22 protein-coding genes are annotated in these 25,736 nt (G+C 68.5%); 11 read left to right on the top strand and 11 right to left on the bottom strand.

Translation table 11 applies throughout. The features are described from left to right. Window positions 1–17 precede the first annotated feature (17 nt). Window positions 18–608: an SACE_7040 family transcriptional regulator gene (locus BLV96_RS14835; RefSeq protein ID WP_167379601.1), complete on the bottom strand. Its 591-nt coding sequence runs from the start codon at window positions 606–608 to the stop codon at window positions 18–20. 310 nt (window positions 609–918) lie between these two features. Here BLV96_RS14835 and BLV96_RS14830 point away from each other — a divergent pair, with 310 nt between their 5' ends. From BLV96_RS14830 to BLV96_RS14810, 5 genes are all read left to right on the top strand, one after another. Then, window positions 919–1,689, top strand: a complete 771-nt coding sequence (locus tag BLV96_RS14830; RefSeq protein WP_086670476.1) for an SGNH/GDSL hydrolase family protein — start codon at window positions 919–921, stop codon at window positions 1,687–1,689. A gap of 149 nt (window positions 1,690–1,838) precedes the next feature. Next, the gene (locus tag BLV96_RS14825) at window positions 1,839–3,452 is read left to right on the top strand and encodes a carboxyl transferase domain-containing protein (protein WP_086670475.1); all 1,614 of its coding nucleotides are present in this window, start codon (window positions 1,839–1,841) and stop codon (window positions 3,450–3,452) included. 2 nt (window positions 3,453–3,454) lie between these two features. Continuing rightward, entirely contained in the window at window positions 3,455–5,440 is a 1,986-nt protein-coding gene (locus tag BLV96_RS14820) for an acetyl/propionyl/methylcrotonyl-CoA carboxylase subunit alpha (protein ID WP_086670473.1), read from the top strand. Next, window positions 5,437–6,591, top strand: coding sequence for an acyl-CoA dehydrogenase family protein (locus tag BLV96_RS14815; protein WP_086670471.1), 1,155 nt, complete (start codon window positions 5,437–5,439; stop codon window positions 6,589–6,591). The genes BLV96_RS14820 and BLV96_RS14815 overlap by 4 nt, the downstream gene beginning before the upstream one ends. A gap of 54 nt (window positions 6,592–6,645) precedes the next feature. After that, window positions 6,646–7,032 (top strand): hypothetical protein, encoded by a 387-nt coding sequence (locus BLV96_RS14810; protein ID WP_086670469.1) that lies wholly within the window; start codon window positions 6,646–6,648, stop codon window positions 7,030–7,032. Between the two features lie 33 nt (window positions 7,033–7,065). On the opposite strand, the gene BLV96_RS14805 is transcribed toward BLV96_RS14810, so the two are convergent. The 3 genes from BLV96_RS14805 to BLV96_RS14795 are packed head-to-tail and all read right to left on the bottom strand — an operon-like array spanning window position 7,066 to window position 9,290. Further along, the gene (locus BLV96_RS14805; protein WP_086670467.1) at window positions 7,066–8,406 is read right to left on the bottom strand and encodes a hypothetical protein; all 1,341 of its coding nucleotides are present in this window, start codon (window positions 8,404–8,406) and stop codon (window positions 7,066–7,068) included. Continuing rightward, window positions 8,403–8,738 carry a hypothetical protein gene (locus BLV96_RS14800; protein WP_086670465.1) on the bottom strand — a complete coding sequence of 112 codons (336 nt, stop codon included), beginning with the start codon at window positions 8,736–8,738 and terminating at the stop codon, window positions 8,403–8,405. Before BLV96_RS14800 ends, BLV96_RS14805 begins: the two co-directional genes overlap by 4 nt. A gap of 15 nt (window positions 8,739–8,753) precedes the next feature. Then, window positions 8,754–9,290 carry a YbaB/EbfC family nucleoid-associated protein gene (locus tag BLV96_RS14795; protein ID WP_244180231.1) on the bottom strand — a complete coding sequence of 179 codons (537 nt, stop codon included), beginning with the start codon at window positions 9,288–9,290 and terminating at the stop codon, window positions 8,754–8,756. A 147-nt stretch (window positions 9,291–9,437) separates the two neighbouring features. On the opposite strand from BLV96_RS14795, the gene BLV96_RS14790 reads away from it, so the two are divergent. The 3 genes from BLV96_RS14790 (at window position 9,438) to BLV96_RS14780 (ending at window position 12,029) form a co-directional block, all read left to right on the top strand. After that, window positions 9,438–9,950, top strand: coding sequence for a GNAT family N-acetyltransferase (locus BLV96_RS14790; RefSeq protein ID WP_086670461.1), 513 nt, complete (start codon window positions 9,438–9,440; stop codon window positions 9,948–9,950). A 59-nt stretch (window positions 9,951–10,009) separates the two neighbouring features. Next, entirely contained in the window at window positions 10,010–10,855 is an 846-nt protein-coding gene (locus tag BLV96_RS14785) for an SDR family oxidoreductase (protein WP_086670459.1), read from the top strand. A gap of 112 nt (window positions 10,856–10,967) precedes the next feature. Continuing rightward, window positions 10,968–12,029, top strand: a complete 1,062-nt coding sequence (locus BLV96_RS14780) for an alpha/beta fold hydrolase (RefSeq protein WP_086670457.1) — start codon at window positions 10,968–10,970, stop codon at window positions 12,027–12,029. Here BLV96_RS14780 and BLV96_RS14775 read toward each other — a convergent pair. The 5 genes from BLV96_RS14775 to BLV96_RS14760 form a co-directional block, all read right to left on the bottom strand. Beyond that, window positions 12,018–12,884 (bottom strand): peptidoglycan recognition protein family protein, encoded by an 867-nt coding sequence (locus BLV96_RS14775; protein WP_158104046.1) that lies wholly within the window; start codon window positions 12,882–12,884, stop codon window positions 12,018–12,020. The two genes, BLV96_RS14780 and BLV96_RS14775, sit on opposite strands and share 12 nt — an antisense overlap. Before the next feature lie 5 nt (window positions 12,885–12,889). Beyond that, window positions 12,890–13,093, bottom strand: coding sequence for a hypothetical protein (locus BLV96_RS49845; protein ID WP_086830281.1), 204 nt, complete (start codon window positions 13,091–13,093; stop codon window positions 12,890–12,892). 47 nt (window positions 13,094–13,140) lie between these two features. After that, window positions 13,141–14,346 (bottom strand): acyl-CoA dehydrogenase family protein, encoded by a 1,206-nt coding sequence (locus tag BLV96_RS14770; protein WP_086670453.1) that lies wholly within the window; start codon window positions 14,344–14,346, stop codon window positions 13,141–13,143. Window positions 14,347–14,366: 20 nt separating this feature from the next. Next, on the bottom strand, window positions 14,367–15,662 hold the full coding sequence (locus BLV96_RS14765; RefSeq protein ID WP_086670451.1) for an acyl-CoA dehydrogenase family protein: 1,296 nt from the start codon (window positions 15,660–15,662) through the stop codon (window positions 14,367–14,369). Between the two features lie 99 nt (window positions 15,663–15,761). Next, window positions 15,762–16,967 (bottom strand): low temperature requirement protein A, encoded by a 1,206-nt coding sequence (locus BLV96_RS14760; RefSeq protein WP_086670449.1) that lies wholly within the window; start codon window positions 16,965–16,967, stop codon window positions 15,762–15,764. Here BLV96_RS14760 and BLV96_RS14755 point away from each other — a divergent pair. From BLV96_RS14755 to fxsT, 3 genes are all read left to right on the top strand, one after another. Beyond that, on the top strand, window positions 16,960–17,994 hold the full coding sequence (locus BLV96_RS14755) for an effector-associated domain 2-containing protein (RefSeq protein ID WP_244180230.1): 1,035 nt from the start codon (window positions 16,960–16,962) through the stop codon (window positions 17,992–17,994). The two genes, BLV96_RS14760 and BLV96_RS14755, sit on opposite strands and share 8 nt — an antisense overlap. Window positions 17,995–18,077: 83 nt before the next feature. Next, complete coding sequence (locus BLV96_RS14750) at window positions 18,078–19,544, top strand: VMAP-C domain-containing protein (RefSeq protein ID WP_244180229.1); 1,467 nt, start codon at window positions 18,078–18,080, stop codon at window positions 19,542–19,544. 60 nt (window positions 19,545–19,604) lie between these two features. Then, a complete protein-coding gene (fxsT, locus tag BLV96_RS50670; RefSeq protein ID WP_244180228.1) occupies window positions 19,605–23,567 on the top strand; it encodes an FxSxx-COOH system tetratricopeptide repeat protein in 3,963 nt (1,320 codons plus the stop codon). Here fxsT and BLV96_RS14740 read toward each other — a convergent pair. Both BLV96_RS14740 and BLV96_RS49175 read right to left on the bottom strand, forming a co-directional pair. After that, window positions 23,564–25,375 carry an HEXXH motif domain-containing protein gene (locus tag BLV96_RS14740; protein WP_086670442.1) on the bottom strand — a complete coding sequence of 604 codons (1,812 nt, stop codon included), beginning with the start codon at window positions 25,373–25,375 and terminating at the stop codon, window positions 23,564–23,566. The two genes, fxsT and BLV96_RS14740, sit on opposite strands and share 4 nt — an antisense overlap. A 3-nt stretch (window positions 25,376–25,378) precedes the next feature. Beyond that, window positions 25,379–25,579, bottom strand: coding sequence for a hypothetical protein (locus BLV96_RS49175; protein ID WP_143050966.1), 201 nt, complete (start codon window positions 25,577–25,579; stop codon window positions 25,379–25,381). Window positions 25,580–25,736: the final 157 nt, after the last annotated feature.

Genomic DNA, 25,736 nt, shown 5'->3' with positions numbered 1-25,736 from the left:
ACCTTGATCCGGGTCGGTCATCCGGCCGCGTGGAGCGCACCCAGTGCGAGCTGGGCGAGCAGTTCGGCGAGTTCCGAGTCACCGAGATGGCGGTTGTACGGCGTCGAGTTGATCAGGCCGAACACGGCGTGTGCCGCCGACCGCGCGTGCCGTTCTCCCAGCTCCGGCATGGCTTCCCGGATCGCGCTGACCCACACTTCGACGTACTGGCGCTGCAGCGCGCGGACCTGCTTGCGGTCGGCGTCGGTGAGGTTCGCGAGGTTGCGCTCCTGAACGGTGATCAGCGCCGGGTGGTTGAGCGCGAAGCCGACGTGGAACGCCACCAGGCCGGCCAGCGTGTCGTGCGGCGTGCCCGGCCGGGCCGCCCACGTGGTGCCGCCGTCGAGCAGGTAGCGGCTGATCGAGTTCAGCATCTCGCCGAGGATCGCGTCCTTGCTGCGGAAGTGCCGGTAGAGCGCGGGCCCGGAGATCCCGACGGCGGCGCCGATGTCGTCGATGCCCACGCCGTGGAACCCGTGGTGGGCGAACAGCTCGGCGGCCGCGGCCAGGATCTGCTCGCGCCTGCTCGCCTTCTCGCCGTTCACGAGCGGAGTGGAGTTGGCCGGCATCCCGCCATATTAGAGGGCGAAGTTAGCGACCGCTAACGCCCAGTGGTGCGCGGCGTGCGTCACCGTCCCGGGTGAACCTTTCCGCGCGGCGCCGGCGCCCGGCCGGTCCAGCCCGCCGCTCCCGTGAAACTCGCCGAATGGTGGCCGCTGACACAGTTCCCGTCTTCCGGCGTGAGCCGAGTGGGTTACTTACAGGTAACCAGGGGTTCCTTGTGGGGCTTCCACCTGCTGTGATTTTCAGGTCGGTTCTGTCACAAAGGAGTGGCCCATGGGGGTTCCGATCCGTCTTTCGCGACGGTTTCTGCAAAGGTTGAGCACGGCTCTCGGGGCCGTCGTCCTGTCCACTCTCGGCGTCACGGGTATCGCCCACGCCGCCGGGACCGTCTACGCCGCGCTCGGCGACTCCTACTCCTCCGGGGTCGGGGCCGGCAGCTACGGCAGTTCCGGGAGCTGTTACCGCAGCTCCAACGCCTACGGTCAGCTGTGGGCCAACGCCCACAGCGGCACGTCGTTCACCTTCCTCGCCTGCTCGGGCGCGAAGACCGGCGACGTCATCAACCAGGCCAACTCGATCCCCTCCAACGCGACCCTGGTCACGGTCACCGTGGGCGGCAACGACGCCGGCTTCAGCGACGTGATCCAGACCTGCACCCTCGGCAGTGACGCGACCTGCACCGCCCGCGTCAACACCGCGAAGACCTACGTCAACAACACCCTGCCCGCGTTGCTGACCAACACCTACAACGCGATCAAGGCCAAGGCGCCGGGCGCCAAGCTCGTCGTGCTGTCCTACCCGCGCTTCTACACCGTGCCCGGCTCCTGCTGGGTCGGGCTGAGCGACACCAAGCGGACCGCGATCAACTCCGGTGCGGACACCCTCGCCTCGGTGATCCAGTCCCGCGCGGCGTCGGCGGGTGCGACGTTCGTCGACGTCCGGCCGTCGTTCGTCGGGCACAACATCTGCTCGTCGTCCGACGACTACCTGCACAGCCTGACCTGGCCGGTGATCGAGTCCTACCACCCGACGGTGGCCGGGCAGTCGGGCGGCTACTACGCCCCGCTGCGCGGTGCCATCGGCTGACGTTCCTCCCGCGGAGCGGAGGCCACCCCGGTTCGCCGGGGTGGCCTTTCCGCATTCCGGCGACTGCCGCATTCCGGCGACTGGACACCCACGTTAGCGGTCGCTAACATCGAGACGGAGGTTAACGACCGCTAACTTCGAGGGAGCCCATGGACACGCCGGCACTGGGGACTTCGGCTGCCCCGGACAGCGAGGCTTACGCCCGCAACGCCACATCGCACGCGGAACTCGTCGAAGACCTTCGCAAACGCTTGTCCGCCGCGCGTCTCGGCGGGCCGGAGAAGTCGCGCACGCGGCACGTCGAACGCGGCAAGCTGCTGCCGCGCGACCGTGTCGACACGCTGCTGGACCCGGGTTCGCCGTTCCTCGAACTCTCGCCGCTGGCGGCGAACGGGCTGTACGACGACGAGGCGCCGTCCGCGGGCATCATCACCGGGATCGGGCGCGTCTCCGGCCGCGAGTGCGTGGTCGTCGCGAACGACGCCACCGTCAAGGGCGGCACGTACTACCCGCTGACGGTCAAGAAGCACCTGCGCGCCCAGGAGGTCGCGCTGCACAACAACCTGCCGTGCGTCTACCTGGTGGACTCCGGCGGCGCGTTCCTGCCCAGGCAGGACGAGGTCTTCCCGGATCGTGAGCACTTCGGCCGGATCTTCTACAACCAGGCGACGATGTCCGCGCGGGGCATCCCGCAGATCGCCGCGGTGCTCGGCTCGTGCACCGCGGGCGGCGCGTACGTCCCGGCGATGAGCGACGAAGCCGTGATCGTCCGCAATCAGGGCACGATCTTCCTCGGCGGGCCGCCGCTGGTGAAGGCCGCGACCGGCGAGGTCGTCACGGCCGAAGAGCTCGGCGGCGGCGACGTCCACTCGCGCCAGTCCGGCGTCACCGACCACCTGGCCGACGACGACGCCCACGCGCTGCGGATCGTCCGGCAAATCGTCTCGACGCTCGGGCCGCGCACGCCGCGGCCGTGGGACGTCCTCCCGACCGAAGCGCCGGCCGTCGACCCCGCGGAGCTTTACGGCGTGGTGCCGACCGACCCGCGCACCCCTTACGACGTAAGGGAGGTGATCGCGCGGATCGTCGACGGCAGCCGCTTCGGCGAGTTCAAGAAGGAGTACGGCTCGACGCTGGTCACCGGGTTCGCCCGGATCCACGGCCACCCGGTGGGCATCGTCGCGAACAACGGCGTGCTGTTCGCCGAGTCCGCGATGAAGGGCGCGCACTTCATCGAGCTGTGCGACAAGCGCTCGATCCCGCTGCTGTTCCTGCAGAACATCACCGGCTTCATGGTCGGGCGCGCGTACGAGGCCGGCGGCATCGCCAAGCACGGCGCGAAGATGGTCACCGCGGTGGCCTGCGCGCGGGTGCCGAAGTTAACGGTCGTTATCGGCGGCTCGTTCGGTGCCGGCAACTACTCGATGTGCGGCCGGGCGTACTCGCCGCGGTTCCTCTGGATGTGGCCGAACGCGCGGATCTCGGTGATGGGTGGCGAGCAGGCGGCGTCGGTGCTGTCGACCGTCCGGCGCGACTCGATCGAAGCTCGCGGCGGCGAGTGGTCCACCGAGGACGAAGAGGCGTTCAAGGACCCGATCCGCGAACAGTACGAGGCGCAGGGCAGCCCGTACTACTCGACGGCGCGGCTGTGGGACGACGGCGTGATCGACCCGGCGGACACCCGCACGGTGCTCGGTCTCGCGCTCTCGACCGCGGCCAACGCGCCCCTTTCCGATGTCAACTACGGCGTCTTCCGGATGTGATGATGTTCGACTCAGTGTTGGTCGCGAACCGGGGCGAGATCGCGGTCCGGGTCATCCGCACGCTGCGGGCGCTCGGCATCCGCGCGGTCGCGGTGTACAGCGACGCGGACGCCGAAGCCCGGCACGTCCGCGAGGCGGACGCGGCCGTGCGCATCGGCCCGGCCGAAGCCGCTCGCAGCTACCTGTCCATCCCGGCCATCGTGGACGCCGCCGTTTCGTCCGGCGCCCAGGCGGTGCACCCGGGTTACGGCTTCCTCGCGGAGAACGCCGAGTTCGCGCGCGCCTGCGAGGCCGCCGGGCTGGTGTTCATCGGCCCGCCGGTCGCCGCGATCGAGGCGATGGGCGACAAGATCCGCGCCAAGGCGACGGTGTCGAAGGCCGGCGTCCCCGTCGTGCCCGGTGCGTCCGATGTGGACATCCCCGAAGGCGGCTTCGCGGAAGCTGCCGCTCGCGTGGGCTATCCGCTGCTGCTCAAGCCGTCCGCCGGCGGTGGCGGCAAGGGTATGCGGCTGGTGCACGCGCCTGAGGAGCTGGACGCCGCGATCGAGTCCGCGCGGCGTGAAGCCAAGGGGTCGTTCGGCGACGACACCCTGCTGATGGAGCGGTTCGTCACGACGCCGCGGCACATCGAGATCCAGGTCATGGCCGACAAGCACGGCAACGTCATCCACCTCGGCGAGCGCGAGTGCAGCCTGCAGCGGCGGCACCAGAAGATCATCGAGGAAGCGCCGTCGGTGCTGCTGGACGACGTCACCCGCGAGAAGATGGGCTCGGCGGCGGCCGAAGCGGCTCGTTCGGTCGGGTACGTCGGCGCCGGCACCGTCGAGTTCATCATGTCGGCGAAGAACCCCGACGAGTTCTTCTTCATGGAGATGAACACGCGGCTGCAGGTCGAGCACCCGGTCACCGAGCTGGTCACCGGCCTCGATCTCGTCGAGTGGCAGGTGCGGGTCGCGGCGGGGGAACACCTTGCCGTCAAGCAGGAAGACGTCGTCCTCAACGGACACGCCGTCGAAGCGCGCGTGTACGCCGAGGACCCGGCGCGCGGGTTCATCCCGACCGGCGGGACGGTGCTGGCGGTGCACGAGCCGGCCGGCGACGGCGTCCGCGTCGACTCGTGGATGACGCGCGGTGCCGTGATCGGCTCGAACTACGACCCGATGCTGGCCAAGGTCATCGCCTGGGGCCCGGACCGCGCGGCCGCGCTGCACCGGCTCGACCGGGCGCTGGCCGACACGGCGTTGCTGGGCGTCGGCACCAACACGGCGTTCCTGCGCGAGTTGCTGGCCGACGACGACGTCCGCGCCGGCCGGCTCGACACCGAGCTGGTCGACCGGCGGCTCGCTGAGCTGGTCTCCTCGGACGTGCCGGCGGAGTTCTTCGTCGCGGCCGCGCTGGACCGCTTCCTGGAACTGCAGCCGTCGGGGTCCGTTGTGGACCCGTGGGACGTGCCGGACGGCTGGCGGATGGGCGGCTCCGGCGGGGTCGTCTTCCGGCTGAAGTCCGGTGCCGCCCGTGCGGTGGTCCGCGTGCAGGGCACGCCGTCCGCCGCGGTCGTCCAGGTCGACGACGCCGAGCCGGTCGAGGTCTCGGCCCGGCGTGAGGGTGACGTCCTGGAGATCCGGCACGCCGGCGGGTTCGACCGGTACCGCCACGCCTGCGGTCCCGATCGGACGGTCTGGCTCGCCCGTGACGGCCTGAGCTTTCCCTTCGGGGAGCAGGAGTTCGTGCTCTCGTCCCGCGGCGAGGCCGCCGGGGCGGGACCGGTCACCAGCCCGATGCCGGGCACGGTGCTCGTCGTGAAGGTCGCCGCGGGAGACGTCGTGAAGGCCGGCACGCCCCTGCTGGTCGTCGAAGCGATGAAGATGGAGCACACGGTCACCGCGCCGATCGACGGCGTCGTCAGCGAACTCCCCGTCCGGGCCGGCCAACAGGTCGCGCTGGACGAAACCCTTGCCGTAGTCACGCCCCAAGAGGAGCAGCAGTGATCGACTTCCGCCTGGACGAGGAGTACGAGTCCCTCCGCAAGACCGTCGAGGACTTCGCGCACGCCGAGGTCGCGCCGGTGATCGGCGAGCTGTACGAGAAGGAAGAGTTCCCGTACGCGATCGTCGCGAAGATGGCCGAGATGGGCCTGTTCGGCCTGCCGTTCCCCGAGGAGTTCGGCGGCATGGGCGGCGACTACTTCGCGCTCTGCCTGGCGCTGGAGGAACTCGCGCGGGTCGACTCGTCGGTCGCGATCACGCTGGAGGCCGGCGTCTCGCTCGGCGCGATGCCGATCTTCCGCTTCGGTTCCCAGGAGCAGAAGGAAAAGTGGCTGCCGTCGCTGTGCGAGGGCACGGCGCTGGGCGGCTTCGGCCTGACCGAGCCGGGTGGCGGTTCGGACGCGGGCGCGACCCGCACGCGCGCCACTTTGGACGGTGACGAGTGGGTCATCAACGGCAGCAAGGCGTTCATCACGAACTCGGGCACGGACATCACGCGCCTGGTCACGGTCACCGCGGTGACGGACGTGATGGAGAACGGCCGCAAGGAGATCTCGGCGATCATCGTCCCGTCCGGAACGCCGGGCTTCCAGGTGGCGCCGAAGTACTCGAAGGTCGGCTGGAACTGCTCGGACACGCACGAACTGTCCTTTTCGGACGTCCGCGTGCCGGCGGAGAACCTGGTCGGCACCCGCGGTCGTGGGTACGCCCAGTTCTTGTCCATCTTGGACGAAGGCCGCGTCGCGATCGCCGCGCTGTCAGTCGGTTTGGCACAGGGCTGCGTCGACGAGTGCCTGAAGTACGTGAAGGACCGCGTCGCGTTCGGCAAGCGGATCGGTGAGTACCAGGCGATCCAGTTCAAGGTCGCCGACATGGAGGTCCGCACGCACACCGCGCGCCTGGCGTACTACCAGGCGGCGTCGAAGATGCTGCGCGGCGAGCCGTTCAAGAAGGAAGCGTCGATCGCGAAGCTGGTCGCGTCGAACGCGGCGATGGACAACGCGCGCGACGCGACCCAGATCTTCGGCGGGTACGGCTTCATGAACGAGTTCCCGGTGAGCCGCTTCTACCGTGACGCCAAGATCCTCGAGATCGGCGAGGGGACGAGCGAGGTGCAGAAGATGCTGATCTCCCGCCACCTCGGCGTCGTGTGAGGTAACGCCGGAGCCGCCGTCGGCGAAGTCCTCCACGAGAGCGAGGGGGGTTAGGTGAAGCGGTTCGCGGCCATCGCGGTGGGTCTGTGCCTGACGGCGGGGTGCTCGCCCGCAGCGCCGGTCGACGACGGCTCGGAGTTCGACGAGCCGTCGTCGCCGGCCAGCACGGTCACCCTTCCCGCGCCCAGCCCGGTGCCGACGTCCTTCCCGGCCGGCTTCCCGAAGGTCGTGTCCGTGGCTTCCCTCCCGGCGCGACTGCGGGACGAGTACCGGGCCGGCGGCGCGGCCGAAGCCGTCGAGGTCGCGCCCGGTGTGTGGACGCCGGTGCAGGCCGCCGAGGCCATCGTGGAACCCCGCGTGCTCGACGGCTACTGCGCCTCCGTCAAAGCGTTCGAAGAGCAGTACCGGGCCGGCCGCGAGTACCCCGGCACCTGCTGGTGACCAGGACGCCGCCCCGCGGTGGGCGGCGTCGCGCTACTGCGGCTGTTGTTGCTGCTGCTTCTTGTCTTCCTCGGCCCAGGCCGCTTCCGCCTGCATCTGGATGTCGGTCAGGCCGCGGTCGACCTGCACGATGTCCTTGCCCGCCCAGCCCACGAAGTTCTTCGAGCTCTTCGCGTCGGAAAGCGCCTTCAGCATCGGGTAGTAGTCCGGGGCCTTGGCCTTCAGCCAGTCGTCGACGAACTTCATCTTCTTGTAGCTGTCGCCGAACTTGGTCTTCAGCCAGTCCTCGTGCTTCTTGATCGTCGAGATGTCGTGGTCGCTCAGGTGCGACTTCGGGCCCGACGGCTTGGGCGGGGCCGCGGGCGGAGGCAGCGGCCGCGAGAAGTTGGGCGTGGTGCCGTCGCCCGGGGGCCGGGTGCTGGGCGTGGCGCCACCACCGGGACCGTCGTGCGTGACCGCGGTGCCCGGCGGGGGGAGCGGCCGCGAGAAGTTGGGGGTCGTGCCGTCGCCCGGGGGCCGGGTGCTCGGGGTGGCGCCGCCACCGGGACGGTCGTGGGTGATCGCGGTGCCCGGCGGCGGCATCGGCGTCATCTCGTGTCCCGCGCTCGAGGAGGAGCCCGGCTTCCCCTTGACCAGCTTCGACAGCCCGGTGAGGCGGGCCAGCGTGCGGCCGGCGTAGGCGACGACCTTGGCGAGCTTCGCCATCATCGCCGCGACCTGCACCGAGACGGTCGCGACGCACTTGGTCACGCCGACGGCGATCGACGCGCCGAAGGTCGGGATGGCGAGCGCGAGCGCGATCAGCATCGTGGAGATGATGTCGCCGAGGATGGTCGTGATGATGTCGCGCAGCAGCGAGCGGACCGCGCCGATCAGGGCGCCGGTGGTCTCGACCATGTAGCCGGCGACGTCGGCCGCCTTGGCGTTGGCGTCGATCCAGCCCTTCCGGTCGTTGATCGACTTGATGAAGCTGTCGTAGCCCTTGCCCTGCCACTGGGTGATCGTCGACTTGAGCGTCTCGTCGAGCGAAGTGCCGGTGTTGCGCAGCGACTCGCCGATCTTGTGCAGTTCGTTGGCGACCTTCGTGACTTCCGACGGGTTGCCCGCGACCTGGTCGAGCGGCCACTTCAGGAACGAGACGTGCTCGATCAGCCAGCCGAGGCCCGCCGCGATCAGCTTCGCCAGCGGGTCCATGGCGAACGCGACCGTGTCGAGCACGGCGCTGATGACGTTGATACCGAGTTCGACGCTGACGGCCGCGAGGTCACCACCGTGCTCGGTCTGGACCTTGCCGATCGAGTCGCCGACCTGCTTCCAGCTGTCGAAGACACCGGCGCCCGTGGTGGAGTTCGCGGACGTGATGGGGACGGTCACTTGCCCAGCTCCGTTTCGAAGGTGCTCAAACCCTGCGCCGTGTTCGAGTCGTGGGTCTGGTACGTCTCGGCGGCCTTCTTCACGTCCTCGGCGGACTTGCCGATGTCCCCGACGAGGTTGTTGATCTCACCGGTGATCACGGCCATCGTGACCCGCGAGGGCACGGCGAGCACCTGGGCGAGCAGGATGCCGAACGCGGCGTTGTCGAACCCGTTCGCGGCCTGCATCCGGTTCGCCGCCTCCTGCACCGCCGGCTGCGTGGTGCCCGACAGGAACTGGCTGAACTTCTGCAGCTCGGCCGGGTCGACCGTGAAACCTTCTCCGGAAACCACCGGTTCTCCTCCGTACTACCAGGGGTTGCTGTCGCCGTCGTCCTCGTCCGGCGCGGGCCGGGGACGACGACGCGGCTGGTCGCGCTGCGGCTGTGGCGGGGGCGGCGGCTGCCGGTGCGGGGGTGCGGGCGGCCGGTCCTCGGCCTCCTGCTCCGGCATGAACACGTCGCTCTTGTCCGGCGGCGATCCCGCGTCCGCTTCGGGCGCGGGGAGGAACTCGTCCAGGAGCTCGCGGGCGGCCGAGCTTTCGCCGACCATGCCGTCGAACGCGCCGGCGACCTGGGCCGAGACCTTCTGCTGCGCGCGGCCGATGAGCTGCATCACCAAGCCGGACAAGGCTTGCGGCGGCCGCTCGTACGCGCGGGGGCCGAACCGGAGCTCCTGCAGCACGCCGCTGGGGCCGACGGTCACCGAGACCGCACCGTCCGGCGACTGCACGCTGGCGGTGGCGGATCGGAGCGCTTCCTGCGCGGTTGCGGCTTTTGCCCGGATTTCTTCGAGTTCGACGCTGAACGCGGCCAACGGATCGCCCGGGGGCACTGACTGAGTCACTTCGTCCTCGTCGCGAGAGAGGTGGGGAACGGCGAAAGTCAATCAGCGCTCTTTGAAGCTCGGATGACGTGCATCGAGCCGACGGCTGAACGCGGTGTGGATCGCCGAAGTCGGCCCGCGCGTACGCGTCGTGCGGTAAACAAGGGCATGGACAACACCGTCATCCGATCGGGTGACTCTGGGGACGCCGAAACGCTGCTGGGCTTCTTCGACGAAGCCGTCGAGTGGCTCGTCGCGCGGGGTAGCTCGAAGCAGTGGGGGACCGAGCCGTGGAGCCGCGTGCCGAAGCGCGTCGAACGCGTGACGGGCATGGCCGCGGACCCGGGGCTGCGCATCGCGGTGGTCGACGGCGAGCCGGCCGGCGCGCTGATCGTCTCGGAGGAGCACGACCCGCACGTGCCGCCGGTTAACGAGCGTGAACTGTACGTCCGGCTGCTGATCACGTCGCGGCGGTTCACCGGCCGGAACGTCGGCGGCCGCCTCGTCGAATACGCGCTCGACGAGGCCCGGCGGCGCGGTATCGACCTCGTGCGCGTCGACTGCTGGGCCGGCGGCGACGGTGCCTTACAACGTTATTACGAGAGCCAGGGCTTCAAGCCGACCGTGCGGTTCCACGTCGAGGAGTGGGTCGGGCAGGTCCTCGAACAACGCGTGGGGTAGCGCGATCGCGGGCCAGGGGTGACACTGTTGACGCTGTGCCAACAGACGAAGGAGTCGCCATGGCCGAGGAGCTCGCGGGCAAGGTCGTCGTCATCACCGGCGGCGGGCAGGGGATCGGCGCGGCGACCGCGTCGGCGCTGTCCCGGCTGGGCGCGAAGGTGGTGATCGGCGACCTCGACCAGGTCCGGGCCGAGAAAACCGCGGTTGAGCTGGACGCCGAGGCGCTCCCGCTGGACGTCACCGACATCGCCGGCTTCACGGAGTTCCTCGACGAGGTCGAGCGCCGCCACGGCCGCATCGACGTCCTGATCAACAACGCCGGGATCATGCCGCTCGCCCTCCTCGAAGAGGAAAGCGACGCCACGACCCGGCGTCAGCTGGAGATCAACCTGCACGCCGTCATCCACGGGACGCGCGAGGCGATGAAGCGGATGCGGCCGCGACGGTCCGGACACATCGTCAACGTCGCTTCCTTCGCGGGCAAAGCGGGATTTCCGGGCGCGGCGACGTACTGCGCGACCAAGCACGCGGTCGTCGGGTTGTCCGAAGCGGTGCACCTGGAGCTGCACGGATCGGGCGTGCACGTTTCGTGCGTGATGCCGGCGATCGTGCGGACGGAGCTCGCGAGCGGCCTCGGCGAGGCGAAGCTGTTCAAGTCCTCGCGGCCGGAAGATGTGGCCGACGCCATCGTATCCACGCTGCGCAAGCCTCGTTTCGAGGTCTTCGTGCCCCGGTCCGTGGGAACTATGGGGAAGCTCACCCGGCTGCTCCCGCGCCGGGCCGGTGAAGCGCTGGCGCGTGCTCTCAAGGCGGACCAGCTTTTGGCTTCAGCGGCCCATTCCCCGGCCCGCGCGGAGTACGAGGCGCGTGCGGCGGAAAGCGCGCCCGGAGCGTCCCAGGAGTAGCTCGGACGGCCTAGCGACTGTCCGATTTGGACGTGGGAGGTGTTGAGTCCACCGGCCTGACCGGGCAAGATTGACCGGAAGTGCCCGGGGGACGTCGCAGGAGGCTTTCGAAATGGTTTCACCGCCCGCACGACTGGCCGCGGCGGCGTCGAACGTGGTCGGCAAGGTGCTGCACGGCGGTGTCGCCGACCTGCGCCCGATGCCGCGGGTGCTGATCGACCAGGGCCCCAACCGCTCGGTGTACCGGATGACGCACAGCAGCCGCCCGGTGTCCGGGCCGCCGATCCTGCTGGTGCCGCCGCTGGCCGCGCCGGCGATCTGCTTCGACCTGCGCCGCGGCTGCAGCCTGATCGAGCACCTGGTCGAGGGCGGCCGCAACGCCTACCTCGTCGACTACGGCATGGTGGCGTTCTCGGACCGGCGCCTGGGCATCGAGCACTGGATCGACGAGGTGCTGCCGCGCGCGATCCGCAAGGTGAGCGCCGACAACGGCGGCCAGGCCGTGCACCTGGTGTCGTGGTCGCTGGGCGGGATCTTCTCGCTGCTGGTGAACGCCGACCAGCCGGACCTCCCGATCGCGTCGATCACGGCGATCGGCTCGCCGGTGGACTTCACGGCGATCCCGATCGTGGCGCCGTTCCGGCCGCTGGTGGACCTGACGAACGGCCACCTGCTGACGCCGATCTACCGCGCGTTCGGCGGCGCACCGTCCTATTTGGTCAGTCGCGTGTTCCGCGCGACGGGTATCAGCAAGGAAATCACGAAACCGATCGCGATCCTTTCGCACCTGGACGACCGGGACTACCTGGCGCAGATCGAAGCCGTCGACCACTTCATGAGCAACATGTACGCCTACCCCGGGCGGACGTTCGGCCAGCTGTACCACCGGTTGTTCCGCACGAACGACCTGGCGGAGGGCAAGGTCGACCTGAACGGCCGGATCATTTCGCTGTCGTCGGTGCGCGTCCCGACGCTGGTGGTGGCGGGCGAGAACGACACGATCGCGCCGCGGCCGTCGGTCGAGCGGGTGGTCGAGCTGCTGGACAAGGCGCCGGAGGTCCGGTTCAAGACGGCACCGGGCGGCCACCTGGGTGTCCTGACCGGCCGCAAGGCCCGCGGGACGACGTGGCGCTACCTCGACGAGTTCCTCGACGATCAGGTCTCAGCCGACTAGGTCGATCTCGAACGGTTCGGCCGCGCTGTAGCGGACGTCCGCCCACACCGCGCCGGGCACGTCGTACCGCCGGTGCGACGTCAGGCGTGCGTCGTAACCCGGTTGCTGCGCGGGGTTGTGGCCGACGCCCGCGTGGTCGGAGCCCCAGGCGAGGATGCCGCCCACCCACATCGGTTTCGAGGAGCCGTCCCCGCCCAGCCGGGGCCGCACGACGATCGCCGAGCCCGGGCTGCCGGACAGGAAGACGCGCACGGTGTGCTCGCCGCCGTCCGGCGGTGTGACGGTGATGCGTTCGAGGATTTCGACGCTTTGCGGCACGGTCACGGTCGGATTGGCGGCGCGTTCGCGCAGCCAGTCGGTGTCGATCCCGACGGGATCGATCTTCCGGCCGACGGGCAGGCAAACGTCCTTGTGCCCGGCGTAGCGGTCGAGACCGCGTGACATGTACCGCAGCAGCGCGGCGACGAGCCGGGGATAGGCATCCCGCTGGGCGTCCGTCCAGCCACCGGCGCCGGCTGATTCGGCTTCGATACCGAGGAATTCGTCGTTGACGTCGAGGAAGCCGAGCCACCGCGAGGCACCGGCGTGGTACGCGCACCCGGCGGCGACGACGTAAACGGTGCCGCTGCGCCCGAGCCCGAGGTTGCACAGCGGCCCGGCGAGATCGGCCCGGCCGTTGGTGACGATGTCGAGCGAGGGATAGTCCCCCGGCGCGGAGTCGGAGGTGGCGGTGTGGTGCCCGACCACCCCTTCGACGACGCGCATGCCACCGTGGCCGCGGGTCTGCCAGCCGGGAACCTCGACCACGGGGTAACCAGTGCTGCGAGCGGCGTCGACGAGCCAGGGAACGTACACGGCGATCAGCCCTCCAGGCCGTCGTAGGCCCCGGACTCCGCCTCGGTGTCGGGAGCGTGCGGATCCGCGATCCGGGCGTCGAGAGCGGACCGGGCTTCGCCGAGATCCTTCGGGCGTTGCCGATCGGCGTCCCAGCCTTCGGCGTCCCATTCCGCGGGGGTTTTGACGGGCGTGGAGTCATCGGGCTGGTGAACGATGAAGTCGGTCACGATCGGCCTCCCTGCCCCGAGGGTACCGGAGGCCGATCGCGCGTGACTCACTTCAATTCGGCGGAGGACTTCCCGAGGATGCGCCGGGCGACGATCAACTGCTGAATCTGCTGCGTTCCCTCGAAGATGTCCAGAATCTTGGCGTCCCGAGCCCACTTTTCGAGCAAAGACTCCTCACCGTAAGCCCCGGTCAGCTCGACGCACTTCAGCGCGATCTCCACCACCGAGCGCCCCGCCTTGGCCTTCGCCATCGACGCCTGCAGCGAGTTCGGCTTGCGGTTGTCCGCCATCCACGCGGATTCCAGCGTCAGCAGGTACGCCGACTCGTAGTCCGCTTCCAGGCGCAGGAACTCCGCCGCGGCCGCGTGCTGCGAGTTCGCCGGCCGGTCGTAGTCGATCGCAACGCCGGCTTCGGTCAAAATGCGGCGCGTTTCGTCCAACGACGCACGCGCGACGCCGATCGCCATCGCCGCCACCAGCGGGCGCGTGTTGTCGAACGTCTGCATGACGCCCGCGAACCCCTTGGCCGTGTCGATTTCCGGGGTGCCCAGGAGGTTCTCGGCCGGTACGCGGCAGTTCTCGAAGCGCAGCACCGCCGTGTCCGAAGCGCGGATGCCGAGCTTGTGCTCGGTGCGCACCACCTCGAAGCCCGGCGTGCCCTTCTCCACCACGAACGACTTGATCGCCGCGCGGCCCTTACTCTTATCGAGGGTCGCCCACACGACCACCGCGTCCGCGCGCTCGCCCGACGTCACGAAGATCTTCTCGCCGTTCAGCACGTAGTGGTCGCCGTCGAGACGGGCCGTCGTGCTGACCGCCGCCGAGTCCGAACCGAACGCCGGCTCGGTGATCGCCATCGCCGCCCACATGCCGGAGAAACGCTCCAGCTGCTCGTCCGTCGCGACCGAGCCGATCGCCGCGTTGCCGAGGCCCTGGCGCGGCATCGACAGCAGCAGCCCGACGTCACCCCAGCACATCTCGATCGTGCCGAGGACGACGTTCAGGTTGGCGCCGTTGCGATTTCCCTTGGCTTTCTCATCGGAGCCGGAGCGTCGGACGCCCGCCGCGCCCGCGCCGCCTTCGCCGGAGGAGTTGAGGCCGTCCAGCAGCGCCGCGAACATGTCCAGCTCGCTGGGGTACGTGTGCTCCGCGCGGTCGTACTTGCGCGAGATCGGCCGGAACACCTCGGCCGCGGCCTGGTACGCCTGGTTGATCAGGGCGCCGGCCTTCTTGGGAGCTTCCAAGTTGATCATCGTTAACGCCTTTCCGAAGCTTAGAGAAGGACAGCGCCTTCCATGACGCCGATGGCGCGCAGGTCGCGGTACCAGCGCTCGACCGGGTGCTCCTTGACGAAGCCGTGCCCGCCGAGCAGCTGCACGCCCGCGCTGCCGATCTGCATGCCCTTGTCCACCGCGAGCTTCCGGGCCAGCGCGACCTCCCGCGCGTAGGGCTTGCCCTGCTCGGCCCGCGCCGCCGCGCGCAGCGTCACCAGGCGCAGGCCCTCCAGCTCGATCGCGATGTCCGCGACGGAGAACGCCACGGCCTGCCGGTGGCTGATCGGCTCGCCGAACGCCACGCGCTCGTTGACGTAGGGGACGACGTAGTCGAGGACGGCCTTCGCGGTGCCGGCGGCCAGCGCCGCCCAGCCCAGTCGCGAAAGGCGGACGAGGTCGGTGAAGACGTCGAGCTTGCCGCCGCCGAGCAGTGCGCCCGCGGGAAGCGCGACGTTCTCGAGGTGCAGCTTGCCGGTCGCGGCGCCGCGCAGGCCCATGGCCGGCTCGGCCTCGATGGTCACGCCGGCCGTCGACGACTCGACGAGGAACAGCGCCGGCCCGCGGCCTTCGAGGTCGGCCGACACGATGAACAGCTCGGCCTGCGCCGCGCGCGGGACCAGCGACTTCACGCCGTCGAGCTGGTAGCCCTTCGGGGTGCGACGCGCCTTCGTCGCGGGCTTGAACGGGTCGTAGAGCGCCTTCTGCTCCTGCAGCGCCAGCGCCGCGGCGGGTACGTTCTCGCCGACGAACGCGGGCAGGTAGTCGGCCTGCTGCTGCTCGTCGCCCCAGCTGACGAGCGCGGTGCTGACCGCGGACGGCGCGAGCACGGCCACGGCCAGGCCGAGGTCGCCGTGGGCAAGCGCTTCCGCGACGAGCGCGTTGGTGACGACCGAGCGTTCGGTGCCGACGCCGCCGAGCTCCTCGGGGATGCCGACCAGGCTGATGCCCAGCTCGGCGGCCCGGGCCAGCAGTCCTTCGGGCGCCTCGAGCTTGGCGTCGGCGTCCGCGGCGGCCGGGCGCAGCTGCTCGGCGGCGAACTCGGTGACCGTCTCGACGATGAGCTGCTGGTCTTCGCTCGGGGTGAGGTCGAACAGCCCCGTGTCGGCGGACGGCGCGAGCCGGGCGGGCTTGCCCAGCTTCCGCACCGACTTGAACGACCGGGTCGCCGCGCCGGCGACGCGGAAGCCGTTGCGCGTTCCCGCCGTGACCAGGCCTTCGATGGGCTTGCGCAGCCCGGCCCGATCGACGACCTTGCTCCCGGCCAGCCGGGTCAGCGCGGAAAGGCCCCAGCCCATCGCGTCCCGTTTCCTTGGCGCAGCCATGTGGCCCTCCATCCGTTACCTACTCGCCAGTAGGTTAACCGGTGGGCCGGGATCGCGCCAGTGTGGGCTCACTTACGAGTGCGCGGTGTGCACCTTTCTGCGCCAGTCCGCGAACCGGAGTCGTTCGAAAGTGATGAGCCCGAGCACGACCGCGGCGGCGACCAGCAGCAGCGCCGCGGCGGGCACGTGCTCCAGCAGCGGCGTCGCCGCGACCAGCAGCACGCCGACGACCAGCCGCTGGACGTTCCAGCTGCCGAGGTTGCGCTTGCGCAGGGCGCTCAGCGCGACCAGGTACACCGCGAGCCCGCCGGTCAACGCCCAGATCGGGACGCCGTGCAGTGCCTCGCCCGGCGTGTGGTGCTCGGTGTCGGCGATGTAGACGAACGCCTTCTTCAACCCGAGTGCGACGAGCACGATGCCGGCGATCAGCGGCAGGTGCAGGAAGGTGTAGGTGTCGGTCGCGAGCTTCGTGCGTTCGGTGCCGGTGGCCCGGGTCAGCCGGTGCTCGGAGACGCGCGCGACGACGTCGAAGTAGGTCCACCACATCCCGGCGGCCAGCGCGAGCCCGCAGACGGCCGCCCCGGTAACCAGCCACGACATCGGCAGCGGCCCGATCCCGATGCCGATCGCGACGATCGACTCGCCGAGCGCGATGATCACGATGAGCCCGAACCGCTCGGCGAAGTGCGCGGGCGAGTTCAGCCGCCAGCCGTCGGGGCCGGCGAGGTAGACGTTGAGGTAGTCGGCCAGCAGCGCGACGACCCACAGCCCCAGCTGCCACGGCCCGCTCAGCGCGGTGCTGACGGCGAGCAGCACGACGGACGGCAGCAGCCCGACGAACATCCGCAGCAGGACCTTGCGCAACCCGGGATCGTGTTTAGCCGCGCCGAGGTAGGCGACGAGGTGCAGCAGCCGCACGAGCGCGTAGCAGACGACGAAGAGCACGGGCGCGAACAAGCCGCCGGGCCGGTCGACGAAGGCTTCGGGAATGGTCAGCGACACGAGGAACATCACGGCCATGGCCCCGAACATGGCCAGCCGGGCGACGCCGTGGTCGACGTGGATGGTGGTCCCGAGCCAGGCGTAGGAGCACCAGCACCACCACAGGACGGCGAGCATGACGAGCCCCTGCCCGACGCCCATCGGGCTCAGGTGGTCGGCCATGAGCTGGGTGGTCTGGGTGATGGCGTAGACGAAGACCAGGTCGAAGAAGAGTTCGATGGTGGAGACGCGGTGGTCCTCGTCCGCGGTCACCAGGTGCAGTCGTCTCGTGGGCACGCCGAATTATGGACGAAACAAGGACAAGGAGGACCGGTTTCGCGGTAACGCCCTGCGCGAACATGGCCGAGGGTGCACAGGTCTGGGACAATGGGCGGCGGACGTGGGGAGGTGGGTCGTGCATTCCTATGCGGCCGCGCACCACAAGACGATCATGGCGGTGGACATCGCCGGCTACAACGACCCGATGCGCACGACGGCGCACCGGCTGGTCGTCCACGAGGGTTTCTGGAAGCTGATGCGCACGGCGTTCGCCGAGGTCGGCATCCCCTGGGACGTGCTGTTCATGGAGAACACCGGCGACGGCGCGATGATCCAGCTGCCCCCGGAGGTGGCGAAGGCGGACTTGGTGGCCCAGCTGCCGGAGCGGCTGCTGGCGGAGCTGCGCCGTTACAACGCGGTCCACGCGAAGGAGGCGAACGTCCGCCTGAGGGTGGCGCTGCACGCGGGCGAGGTGTACCAGGGCAGCCACGGAACGATCAGCGACGCGAACAGCTTCGCGTTCCGCCTCTTGGAGGAACCGGCGGCGAAGAAGGCGCTGAAGGAATCAGGCGCGGCAATGGCGTTGATCGTTTCGGACACGTTCTACAAGGACGTGGTCCGCGCGGACCCGGCGGCGGACGCGGGGTCGTACCACCGGATTCCGGTGGAGGTCAAGGAAACTAAGACAGAGGCGTGGTTGCGCCTGTTGGGAGCGGCCACCAACGGTTTCTCCCTGCACAGCCGCCCGGCACCGGCGTCCGGCGCAGCGTTCACGGTGCTGGTGGAGGCATTGCTGGCGGTGCCGTGCGTACGCAAGACCGAAAGCCGTCGCTTGTTGCTGGAGCTGTTCCCCCGCCGGGAAATCGCCGACGTGGTGTCGTACCACGCCGAAGACCGCCTGCACGTGATCGCATTGGCCAGGACGTGTCAGCGCTTTGAAGGCGGACTGGCCGACCTGCTCGAGGCAATCCGGATGATCGAACCGGAATCACCACAGGTCACTGCCTTGGCGGAGATCATCGCTCGGTTCTCGGACACCCGCTGATCGGCGTTGTTGTCATTGAATTGTCATTTCGATCAAGATTTCATGCTGGTTAACTCATCTACTCGGGCTGTCGGCGAGGGGTGGTGAGCCATCAGGTGTCGGCGGGACTGGGACGGCACGAAGTGGCGATCGGTGCGCACAAAGCATTGGTGGACGTCCTGGTCGACGCGGGCTTCGCCGACGACCGGTCGGTCCGCTCGCTCATGGTGAGCGAACTCCGACAGGCGCTTCGGCAACCCTTCACCGTGACCGACCAATTGACCGCGCGAGACCAGTTGATCGAAATCGTCGGTGTCTGCAGCCGGATCGACGAAGGCCTGGGTGTCCTGGTGTCGGTCCTCGAACTGATGCGCCCGGGCAGCCCCGAATGTCTCAAGGCCCGCCGGCTCATCGCCGCGTTGCCGGTGCACGATCTCTTCCCCGAACCGGACTTGGTGATGGTGAAGGACTTGCTGGAGGGGTTGGTGCCACCCGCGTTTCCGTCGCTGGTGCAGCGAGCCGCCCGGCACGCGGCCCAGCCGCCTCCGCGGTTCGAGGATGCGTGGGTGGCGTTCTACTACCTGACAGACCTCAACACCACGCCTGGCGAATTGCCGCCGGCATTGGTCTTCGCCGAGCTCATCGCCGCCGGTTGCCTGGCCGATCGCCCGCGGCTCAGGGAGTGGGTTTCCGATCAAGCGACCCGGCTTCGGTGCGATGATGCCCTACGCGATTTGCGGGCAGAGGCGAGCAATGCGCTGCCCGAACGGGAAAAGCTGTACCTGGTGATCGTGATCCGGCAGGACCAGATCGAGCCGGATCTGTACCAGGTGTGCGGCTACCGGCAGGATACGCCGGATTGGCCACCCCCTTGCGGCGACACAGTGCTGGTGCGGGACGCGGATCTGGAGAGTCACGTCGACTCCCTCGTCGCCGCGTCGGAGGAGGCTTGGGCCGGCCGAGCGGTGGACGTGGCCATCGAGTTCGTGCTGCCCCGGAAGTTGGTGAACACACCCGTCCACCTGTGGTCGGCGGAGCTCCGGTCGGACGCACCCCAGCCGTTGAGCTTGTCCTACCCGATCGTCGTCCGCTCGCTCGAGCGGATGGCCTACCCTCGCTGGCACCGTCGCTGGCGAGTGCGCTGGTCCGAGCTCCAGGAGCACCCCACGTTCGACCGCGTGTACTTCTGCGAGGACAAGGACACCGGGGAACGCAACCGCCTCGACGGCATCCTCGGCGACGAGCGCCTGGTGATGCTCGTGTTCGCGGGATCGCCACCGAGCAGGCCGGTTCCCGGGCAGGATCAGCTGCACTCGGCTTTGTCGGCCGGCCTCCCGGCGCTCGTCTGGCACCCGACGGCGAGTTCCGACGTCTTGCGCGAGGTCGTGGCCTGGCTCGTCGACCAAGACCGGTTGAACGATCTCCCGAAGCGGACTCAAATGTCCCGCCAGGCGGTTTTCCGCGATCAGGAGGTGCCCTTCGATCTCGATCTCCTCCGCGATTTGGTGATCTTGTGGGACGATCCCCGCAGAGTTCTCTTCCTGGCCAGCTCGTCGTCGTACTCGGCGTAAGGGGTCTCGCCGTGGTTGATGCCATCCGTCCGGCTCGGCTCGACCAGACGGAGCAGTGACATGACCGGGAGCGCAGGCGATGTGCCAGACGCCGAAGCCCTGGTACCGCGGGACATCGCCGATGATCTGTGCCCGCCGGTTCTCCGAGGCGGCCATGTCGGGCAGGACTCCGTGCTCGACGTCGCGGTAGTCGTTCCCGATGCCCCATCGATGGTTCTTTGGCAGCCGGTGGTGGCGAGGTTCGTGGAGTTGATCACGGCCTCGAACGTCTTCCGGGCGGTGCGCCGATGGCGGCTCACCAACACGGAGGCGGAACCGTCCGGCGGCGGTGCCGCCGGCCAGCTGGTGCTCCGCGGCGAAGGCGAGGACTCTCCGGCGCGCCAACCGGCCGAGCTGCTCGAACACCCTGATCCCCAGGTGGTCCTCGTCGTGACCGACGGCCTCGGTGACATGTGGAGCAGGGATTTGGTGTCACCCGTACTTGCCGGCTGGGCCGGTTCCACGCCCACCGCGATCCTGCAGCTGCTGCCGACGCGGTTGTGGAACATCCGGGGTCCTGAATTGCACCAGGCGATTCTCGCCTCGGACGAGCCGCTGGAGGCGAATCGGCACTATCGGCTGAACCTCGTGGATGCGTGGATAGAGCCGACCGGGTTCGCGGAATTGGCGGAATCGGCAGTCCCGGTTCCCGTCCTGGAATTCACCCGCAGAGGGGTTCGGTGGTGGTCCGAGTTCATTTGCGGCGGAGGCGGCGAGCTGCCGGCGAAGGTGTTTTTGGCCCGCGATGAATCTTCGCGCACGTCGGAGGGGTTGTCAGTCGGTCAGGTGGATCTGACGGCGCACGATAGGGTGACGCGATTCCGGAGCGTGGCTTCGCGCTCGGCATTCCGGCTGGCGACACTGCTCGCGGCCGTGCCGATCAGCGTCGGCGTGGCCCGGGTGCTCCAGGAACGAATGGTTCCCGGCGGTGGGCTCGTCGAACTGGCGGAGTTGTTCGGAAGCGGACTGTTCGAGTCGTCGCCCGGTCTGTCCTGGGACAGGGCTGAATGGCGGTGCTCGATCGAGGTCCGAGAGCGTCTGCTCGGTGGTGCCCGCCGCTCCGAGACGGCCGAAGCGATCGAGGTCGCGTACAGCCACGGGGTCGACGTCGATCCGACGCTGTCGCGGCTGCGCCAGGCGGTCGCGGAGCCTGCCAGTGCTCTCAGCGGCCCTGCGGTGGACGCCGACGAGTCGGCCTTGCAAGGGGCGGTGCTCCGAGCGCTGTCGGGCGTGGCATATGTCTCAACTGCGACAATGGGTCTTGATACCACCTCGCGAAGAGCTACTTTAGAGGGTTCCCCTAAGGTCAATGCAATGATAGAGGCTTCGGTTCCCGCTGGGTTGGATGAGTGCACGTCGCCGGATGACGGTGTGGACGATGACGATGTCCGGAAGAAAACCCAAGCGCAAGCCGCCGCGGCGGAGATTCGGCGGCGCCATCCGAGGCCTGATGGTGAAGCTCCACCCGTTTGGGGACAGATTCCGCCACGGAACGCCAACTTCACCGGAAGGGGTGAGCTTCTCGCCCGATTGGTCAGGCAGCTGACCTATGGCGCTACCGCTGTGTTGCCTGCCGCGCTGCACGGAATGGGTGGGATCGGAAAAACTCAGATTGCGGTCGAGTACATTTACCGTTACAAGCAAATCTATGACATTATCTGGTGGGTGCAGGCCACTCGGCCGACGCAGATTCGAAAGTCGTTGACTGAATTGGCTCAGCGGCTTAAACTGCCGGACACCGAAGAATCTCTGACGGCCGTTCCCGCTGTGCTTGAAGCTCTTCGGGTCGGGGCGCCGTACAACCGGTGGTTGCTGGTTTTCGACTCTGCCGAGGACCCCGACGTTGTCCGGCAGTTCTTTCCCAGCGGTATGCCGGACAACGTGCGCGGCGATATTTTGGTGACCTCGCGCAATCCGAGCTGGGCCGGCGATGCCCAGCCGCTCGGGGTCGCGGTGTTCGATCGCACGGAAAGCAAGCAGCTGCTCAGCGCCCGCGGGTCGGCGCTCGACGACGCTGCCGCGGATCGAATCTCGAGCAAGCTGGGCGATCTGCCGCTCGCGGTGGAGCAGGCGGCCGCGTGGCTGGCGGAGACGGGCATGCCGGCCTCCCAGTACCTGGAGCTGTTCGACAGCAAGGTCGCCGAGTTGCTCAACACTCCGGCGCCGCGTGACTACCAGGTCTCGGTCGGGGCCGCGTGGAACGTGTCGCTCGACGAGTTGAGGAAGAAGAACCCGGCGGCCGATCAGCTGCTGCAGGTCTGCGCCTATTTCGCGCCCGAACCGATCGCACGCAGCCTGTTCACCGTAGTGCAGAAGATCGATGTGACGCCGGAACTCAACGCCGCACTCCACGATCCGATCCAGTTGGGGCGCGTCGTGCGCGACGTCAGCCGATACGGGCTCGCCAAGATCGATCATCGTGCCGACACGCTCCTCGTACACCGCCTGGTCCAGTTGGTGTTGCGAAGCCGGATGGACGAAGAGCGCAGGGGCCAGATGCGCAGCGCCGCGCACCAGTTGCTCGCGAACCTGGATCCGAACGCGCCGACCTCTCCTCGGGAGTGGCCGCGCTACCAGCAGATTGTCCCGCACATCTACGACGCCGAGCTGGTCAAGACCACCGAACCCGTGGTGCGGAAGCTGGTGGTGAACCTGCTCAGCTACCTCTACCACTGGGGTGACCACCAGGAGGCGCTGACACTGGCCGAGAGTGCCGTCGCGGAGTGGCGGCGAAACCGCTTCGAGCGCCTGGACCGTGGCGAAGAGCTACCGGAACAGGACCTCCTGCTCGAACTGCTTGCTGCCGAACGGCTGGCATTCTTCCAATGGGTTGTCGGCCGCTACGCGCACGCCGAGGTCACCATCAGGGAAACACTCGAGGCGTATTTGGAGTCCATTGGCCCCCGGCGAGAGGAAACCCTCGATGCTCAGGTCACCTACGCGCTGATCCTCAAGTCGCGCGGCGACTTCGCCGGAGCTCGGGCGCTCAATGAGCAAATCTTGGCAGAGGCCACGGGTTTGCTCGGACGAGACGACCCGATTTCTCTGGCTGCCGCGCACGACTGCGTCGTATCGCGTCTGCTCACTGGTGATTACAAGGCGGCCCGGGAACTGGCCGAAGAAACCTTCGAACGGCGAAGCCGGATTCTGGGCCACGACAATGTCAACACTATCGCGACGCAGGTGTTGCTGGTGATCGCACGGCGCGAGCTGGGTGACTATTCGTGGGCTCGGATCGAGCAGGAACAGATAACGAAGCGGGCCGAATCGTTCTACGGCAACGATCGAGTCGGAACCTTGCGTCGCAAACACCACCAAGCGGTTGCCTGCCGCAAGGACGGTGACCACGTTCGAGCCCGCTCGTTGTCGTCCGACGCGAACAAGCGTTTCGAGGCGCGGTACGGTGATCGGCATCCGAACGCTCTCGCCTGCGCTCTGGGGCACTCGATCGATCTGCGGCACGCACAGCTGTTCGACCAGGCCAAGGATCTGGGCGAGAAGGTGCTCGCGCGTTATCGTGAGAGCTTGGGCGAGAAGCACCCGCACACGCTCGCGGCCGCGGTCGATCTGGGTGTGACCTTGCGGCTCAGCGGCTCACCAGCCGATGCGCTGAAGATGGACGAGACGGCGCTCGAACTGCTCGAGGAGATCTTGGGGGCGGACCACCCACACACGATCGTCTGCGCGATCAATGTCGCCAGTGATCTTTTCGCGCTCGAGCGGACACAAGAGTCGGCGGCCAAGGATGCCAGGCTTGTCGAACGAGCTACTGGTGTTCTGGGGCGGAACCACCCGACCACCCTGGCAGTTCGGCTCAACTACTCGTTGGACCTCCGTGAGGTCCGGCGCTTCGAAGAGGCAGACGAGCTGTTCGCGGACGTCATGCACGGGTACCGGCAGAAGCTGGGGGATACCCATCCCGGCACTCTCGCGGCCAGTCGCGGAGTCCGGGCCGACTGCGACATCGACCCGATGCCGCTCTAGCGTCGATCAAGGACGAAGCGACCGATCCACTCGGCGACCGTCTCCACCGAAACGGCCGTGCTCGGGCGGAGCGAGCGGTGCACCGCCCGGACCAGCTCCGGGCGGTGCACCAATGCGCGGGAACTCGGTCCGCCGGTTCGTGCGGTGAGCGCGAGGCCGAGGCCGGCCAGCGCAGAAGGACTGTCGGGGTCCGCCGCCAGTTCCGCGCGATAGCGGACCGCCGCGCCCGCCGTTTCGCCGGCCACGAATGCCAAATCGGCCGAAGTCGCTCCGGGAACCAATGGGCCTTGGGTGTGCAGTGCCTCGGTGCCGCCCTCGCTCAAGCGCAGCCTGATCAAGTCGGCCCTGGCGTCCGGCCAACGGCCGTCCGGTACCGCGTTCGGCACCGAGTCAGGAGGAAGCGCGATGACCCGGGGGCTGCCGTTGCGCCATGCGCCGACCAGTTCGGTGACGAGGTCCGGGTCAGGGCGAAGGTGGCGGATGCGCCAGCCCGCGTAGTGATCGGTGATGGCGCGGTTCGCCCACAGCAGGGCCTCCGGAGCTACGGGCTCGGTCTGCCAAGGCCCCAGCCTCTCGGCGATCCCGGCCAGGAACCGGCGACCTGCGGGAGTGAGGGCGTCGTCTCGATGGACCGCCAGCAAGGTGCGCCACGTTCGCCGACGCCACAAAGCGAATTCGAACGCCGCCAGCAGGTTCTCCGGTTCGGCGCGGCTCAGTGCGCGCCAGAAGGTGGCGACACCGAAAAAGGCGTAGACGCCGTGGATCACCCCGCCCAGCGGCCGTGGATCGTCCCGCCAGGGAGCGTAGAACCGTTCACGTCGGTCGTCTTGGTGCAGGCGGACGAGGTGCAGCAGACTGCCCAGCCGGATGTGCTGGAACTCGTGCACGAGCGCCGCGGCCATCGCCGTGGGATCGCGGGAGTAGGAGACGATCGCGCTGCCGAACGCTTCCCCCGTCGACGCGGTCGGCAGGCGGAATGGGACCGCAGGCTCCGGGACCACGGACTCGAGACCTGCCGGCAATGCCTCGGCGACGGCGGGCAGGTGAGTTACGAGCAACCGCCAAGCGCCTTCGAGAACGGTTCTCCAGGATTCGACCTCAGCTGTGGTCAACCTGCTCGACGGCTGAGGTTTGTACAAGCCCCGGTACGGATCGACGTCGTCCAAGCGGAGTGCCAGGCGCCGCCCTGCGGCTATGAGGTCGACTTCGCGGATCGGATGCCACCGAGGATCGGTGTGGTGCACGTGCACCCGCAAGTGCCTGTCAACGACCTCGGCGCAACCGTGATGGCCGCGTACGACCACGACGGCGCAGGAATCGTCGGTGCTCAATTCGGCCATGCCCAGAGTGGGCAGCGCGACGTACCGGCCCCAGGCCGGAACTTCGATTTCGAACACAATTCCGGCCAAGATCGCCGCTGCGGCTGCGAGGCAGCGAACATACCCGACGTGAACCCACAGCGGGAAGTCCGAGGAGACATCGTGCCGGTACAACCGGGTGGTGTAACCGACCCAGCTGCCGACGTAGGGATGGGCGAGAACCTTTTCCACGGCCCCGGCGGCCGCGTGCTGGGCCCTTGCGAGCAGATCCCAGGCCACGCCCGGGGAAGGCAAGGGACGGAACATCTCCTCGGATTCCGTGGTCTCGTCGAGCAAGGCGCGCATGAGCAGCAGGCGTCGGCTTCGCTCTGCCGCGCGGAGCCGACTGATCGGCTCAGGACCACCCAGACCACGTGCCAGAGCGTCGAAATCCGTCCACGAGAGGTGATGTCGGGTCAATGCCGATGCGTTGTCCTCCGGCGCGAGCATGGTTCAGTCGACCCGTTTTGCTCCGCTGCCACCACTGCTTCCGCTCGCTGTCACCGGGACGTACGAAACTCGTTCGACCGCATGCCGCATCGCCTGCCGCAATTCGCCGCTGTCGAGGGTGCGCAGCCGCGCCAGTGACACCCCGCTGAGGTCGAGAAGCTCGGATTCGACTTCCGCTTCCCTGCCGGAGCGCGGCGCCTGCATCAAAAACCCCTCTCACAGGGAGAACGGACCCCGTCGGCCCGCTTTGCATTGTCTCGCATTCCCGGCGCTGGCGACAGGGACGCACGCGTTAGGCCGTTCAGGCGACCTGAACCGGCTGGCCCGCAACGCAGTGCGTGACGCGTGCCCATCGGCGTGG

This window comes from Amycolatopsis pretoriensis, assembly GCF_900107925.1.
GTDB lineage: Bacteria > Actinomycetota > Actinomycetes > Mycobacteriales > Pseudonocardiaceae > Amycolatopsis > Amycolatopsis pretoriensis.
The sequence above is the reverse complement of the archived record's forward strand: the minus strand, read 5'-3'. Positions and strand labels throughout refer to the sequence as shown.

Excerpts from the sequence above, each read along its gene's own strand:
- BLV96_RS14825 (WP_086670475.1), top strand. The coding sequence starts at position 1,839 with ATGGACACGCCGGCACTGGGGACTTCGGCTGCCCCGGACAGCGAGGCT.
- BLV96_RS14765 (WP_086670451.1), bottom strand. The coding sequence starts at position 15,662 with ATGGGCTGGGGCCTTTCCGCGCTGACCCGGCTGGCCGGGAGCAAGGTC.
- BLV96_RS14835 (WP_167379601.1), bottom strand. The coding sequence starts at position 608 with ATGCCGGCCAACTCCACTCCGCTCGTGAACGGCGAGAAGGCGAGCAGG.
- BLV96_RS14785 (WP_086670459.1), top strand. The coding sequence starts at position 10,010 with ATGGCCGAGGAGCTCGCGGGCAAGGTCGTCGTCATCACCGGCGGCGGG.
- BLV96_RS14740 (WP_086670442.1), bottom strand. The coding sequence starts at position 25,375 with ATGCTCGCGCCGGAGGACAACGCATCGGCATTGACCCGACATCACCTC.
- BLV96_RS49175 (WP_143050966.1), bottom strand. The coding sequence starts at position 25,579 with ATGCAGGCGCCGCGCTCCGGCAGGGAAGCGGAAGTCGAATCCGAGCTT.
- fxsT (WP_244180228.1), top strand. The coding sequence starts at position 19,605 with ATGACCGGGAGCGCAGGCGATGTGCCAGACGCCGAAGCCCTGGTACCG.
- BLV96_RS14770 (WP_086670453.1), bottom strand. The coding sequence starts at position 14,346 with ATGATCAACTTGGAAGCTCCCAAGAAGGCCGGCGCCCTGATCAACCAG.
- BLV96_RS14820 (WP_086670473.1), top strand. The coding sequence starts at position 3,455 with ATGTTCGACTCAGTGTTGGTCGCGAACCGGGGCGAGATCGCGGTCCGG.
- BLV96_RS14790 (WP_086670461.1), top strand. The coding sequence starts at position 9,438 with ATGGACAACACCGTCATCCGATCGGGTGACTCTGGGGACGCCGAAACG.
- BLV96_RS14780 (WP_086670457.1), top strand. The coding sequence starts at position 10,968 with ATGGTTTCACCGCCCGCACGACTGGCCGCGGCGGCGTCGAACGTGGTC.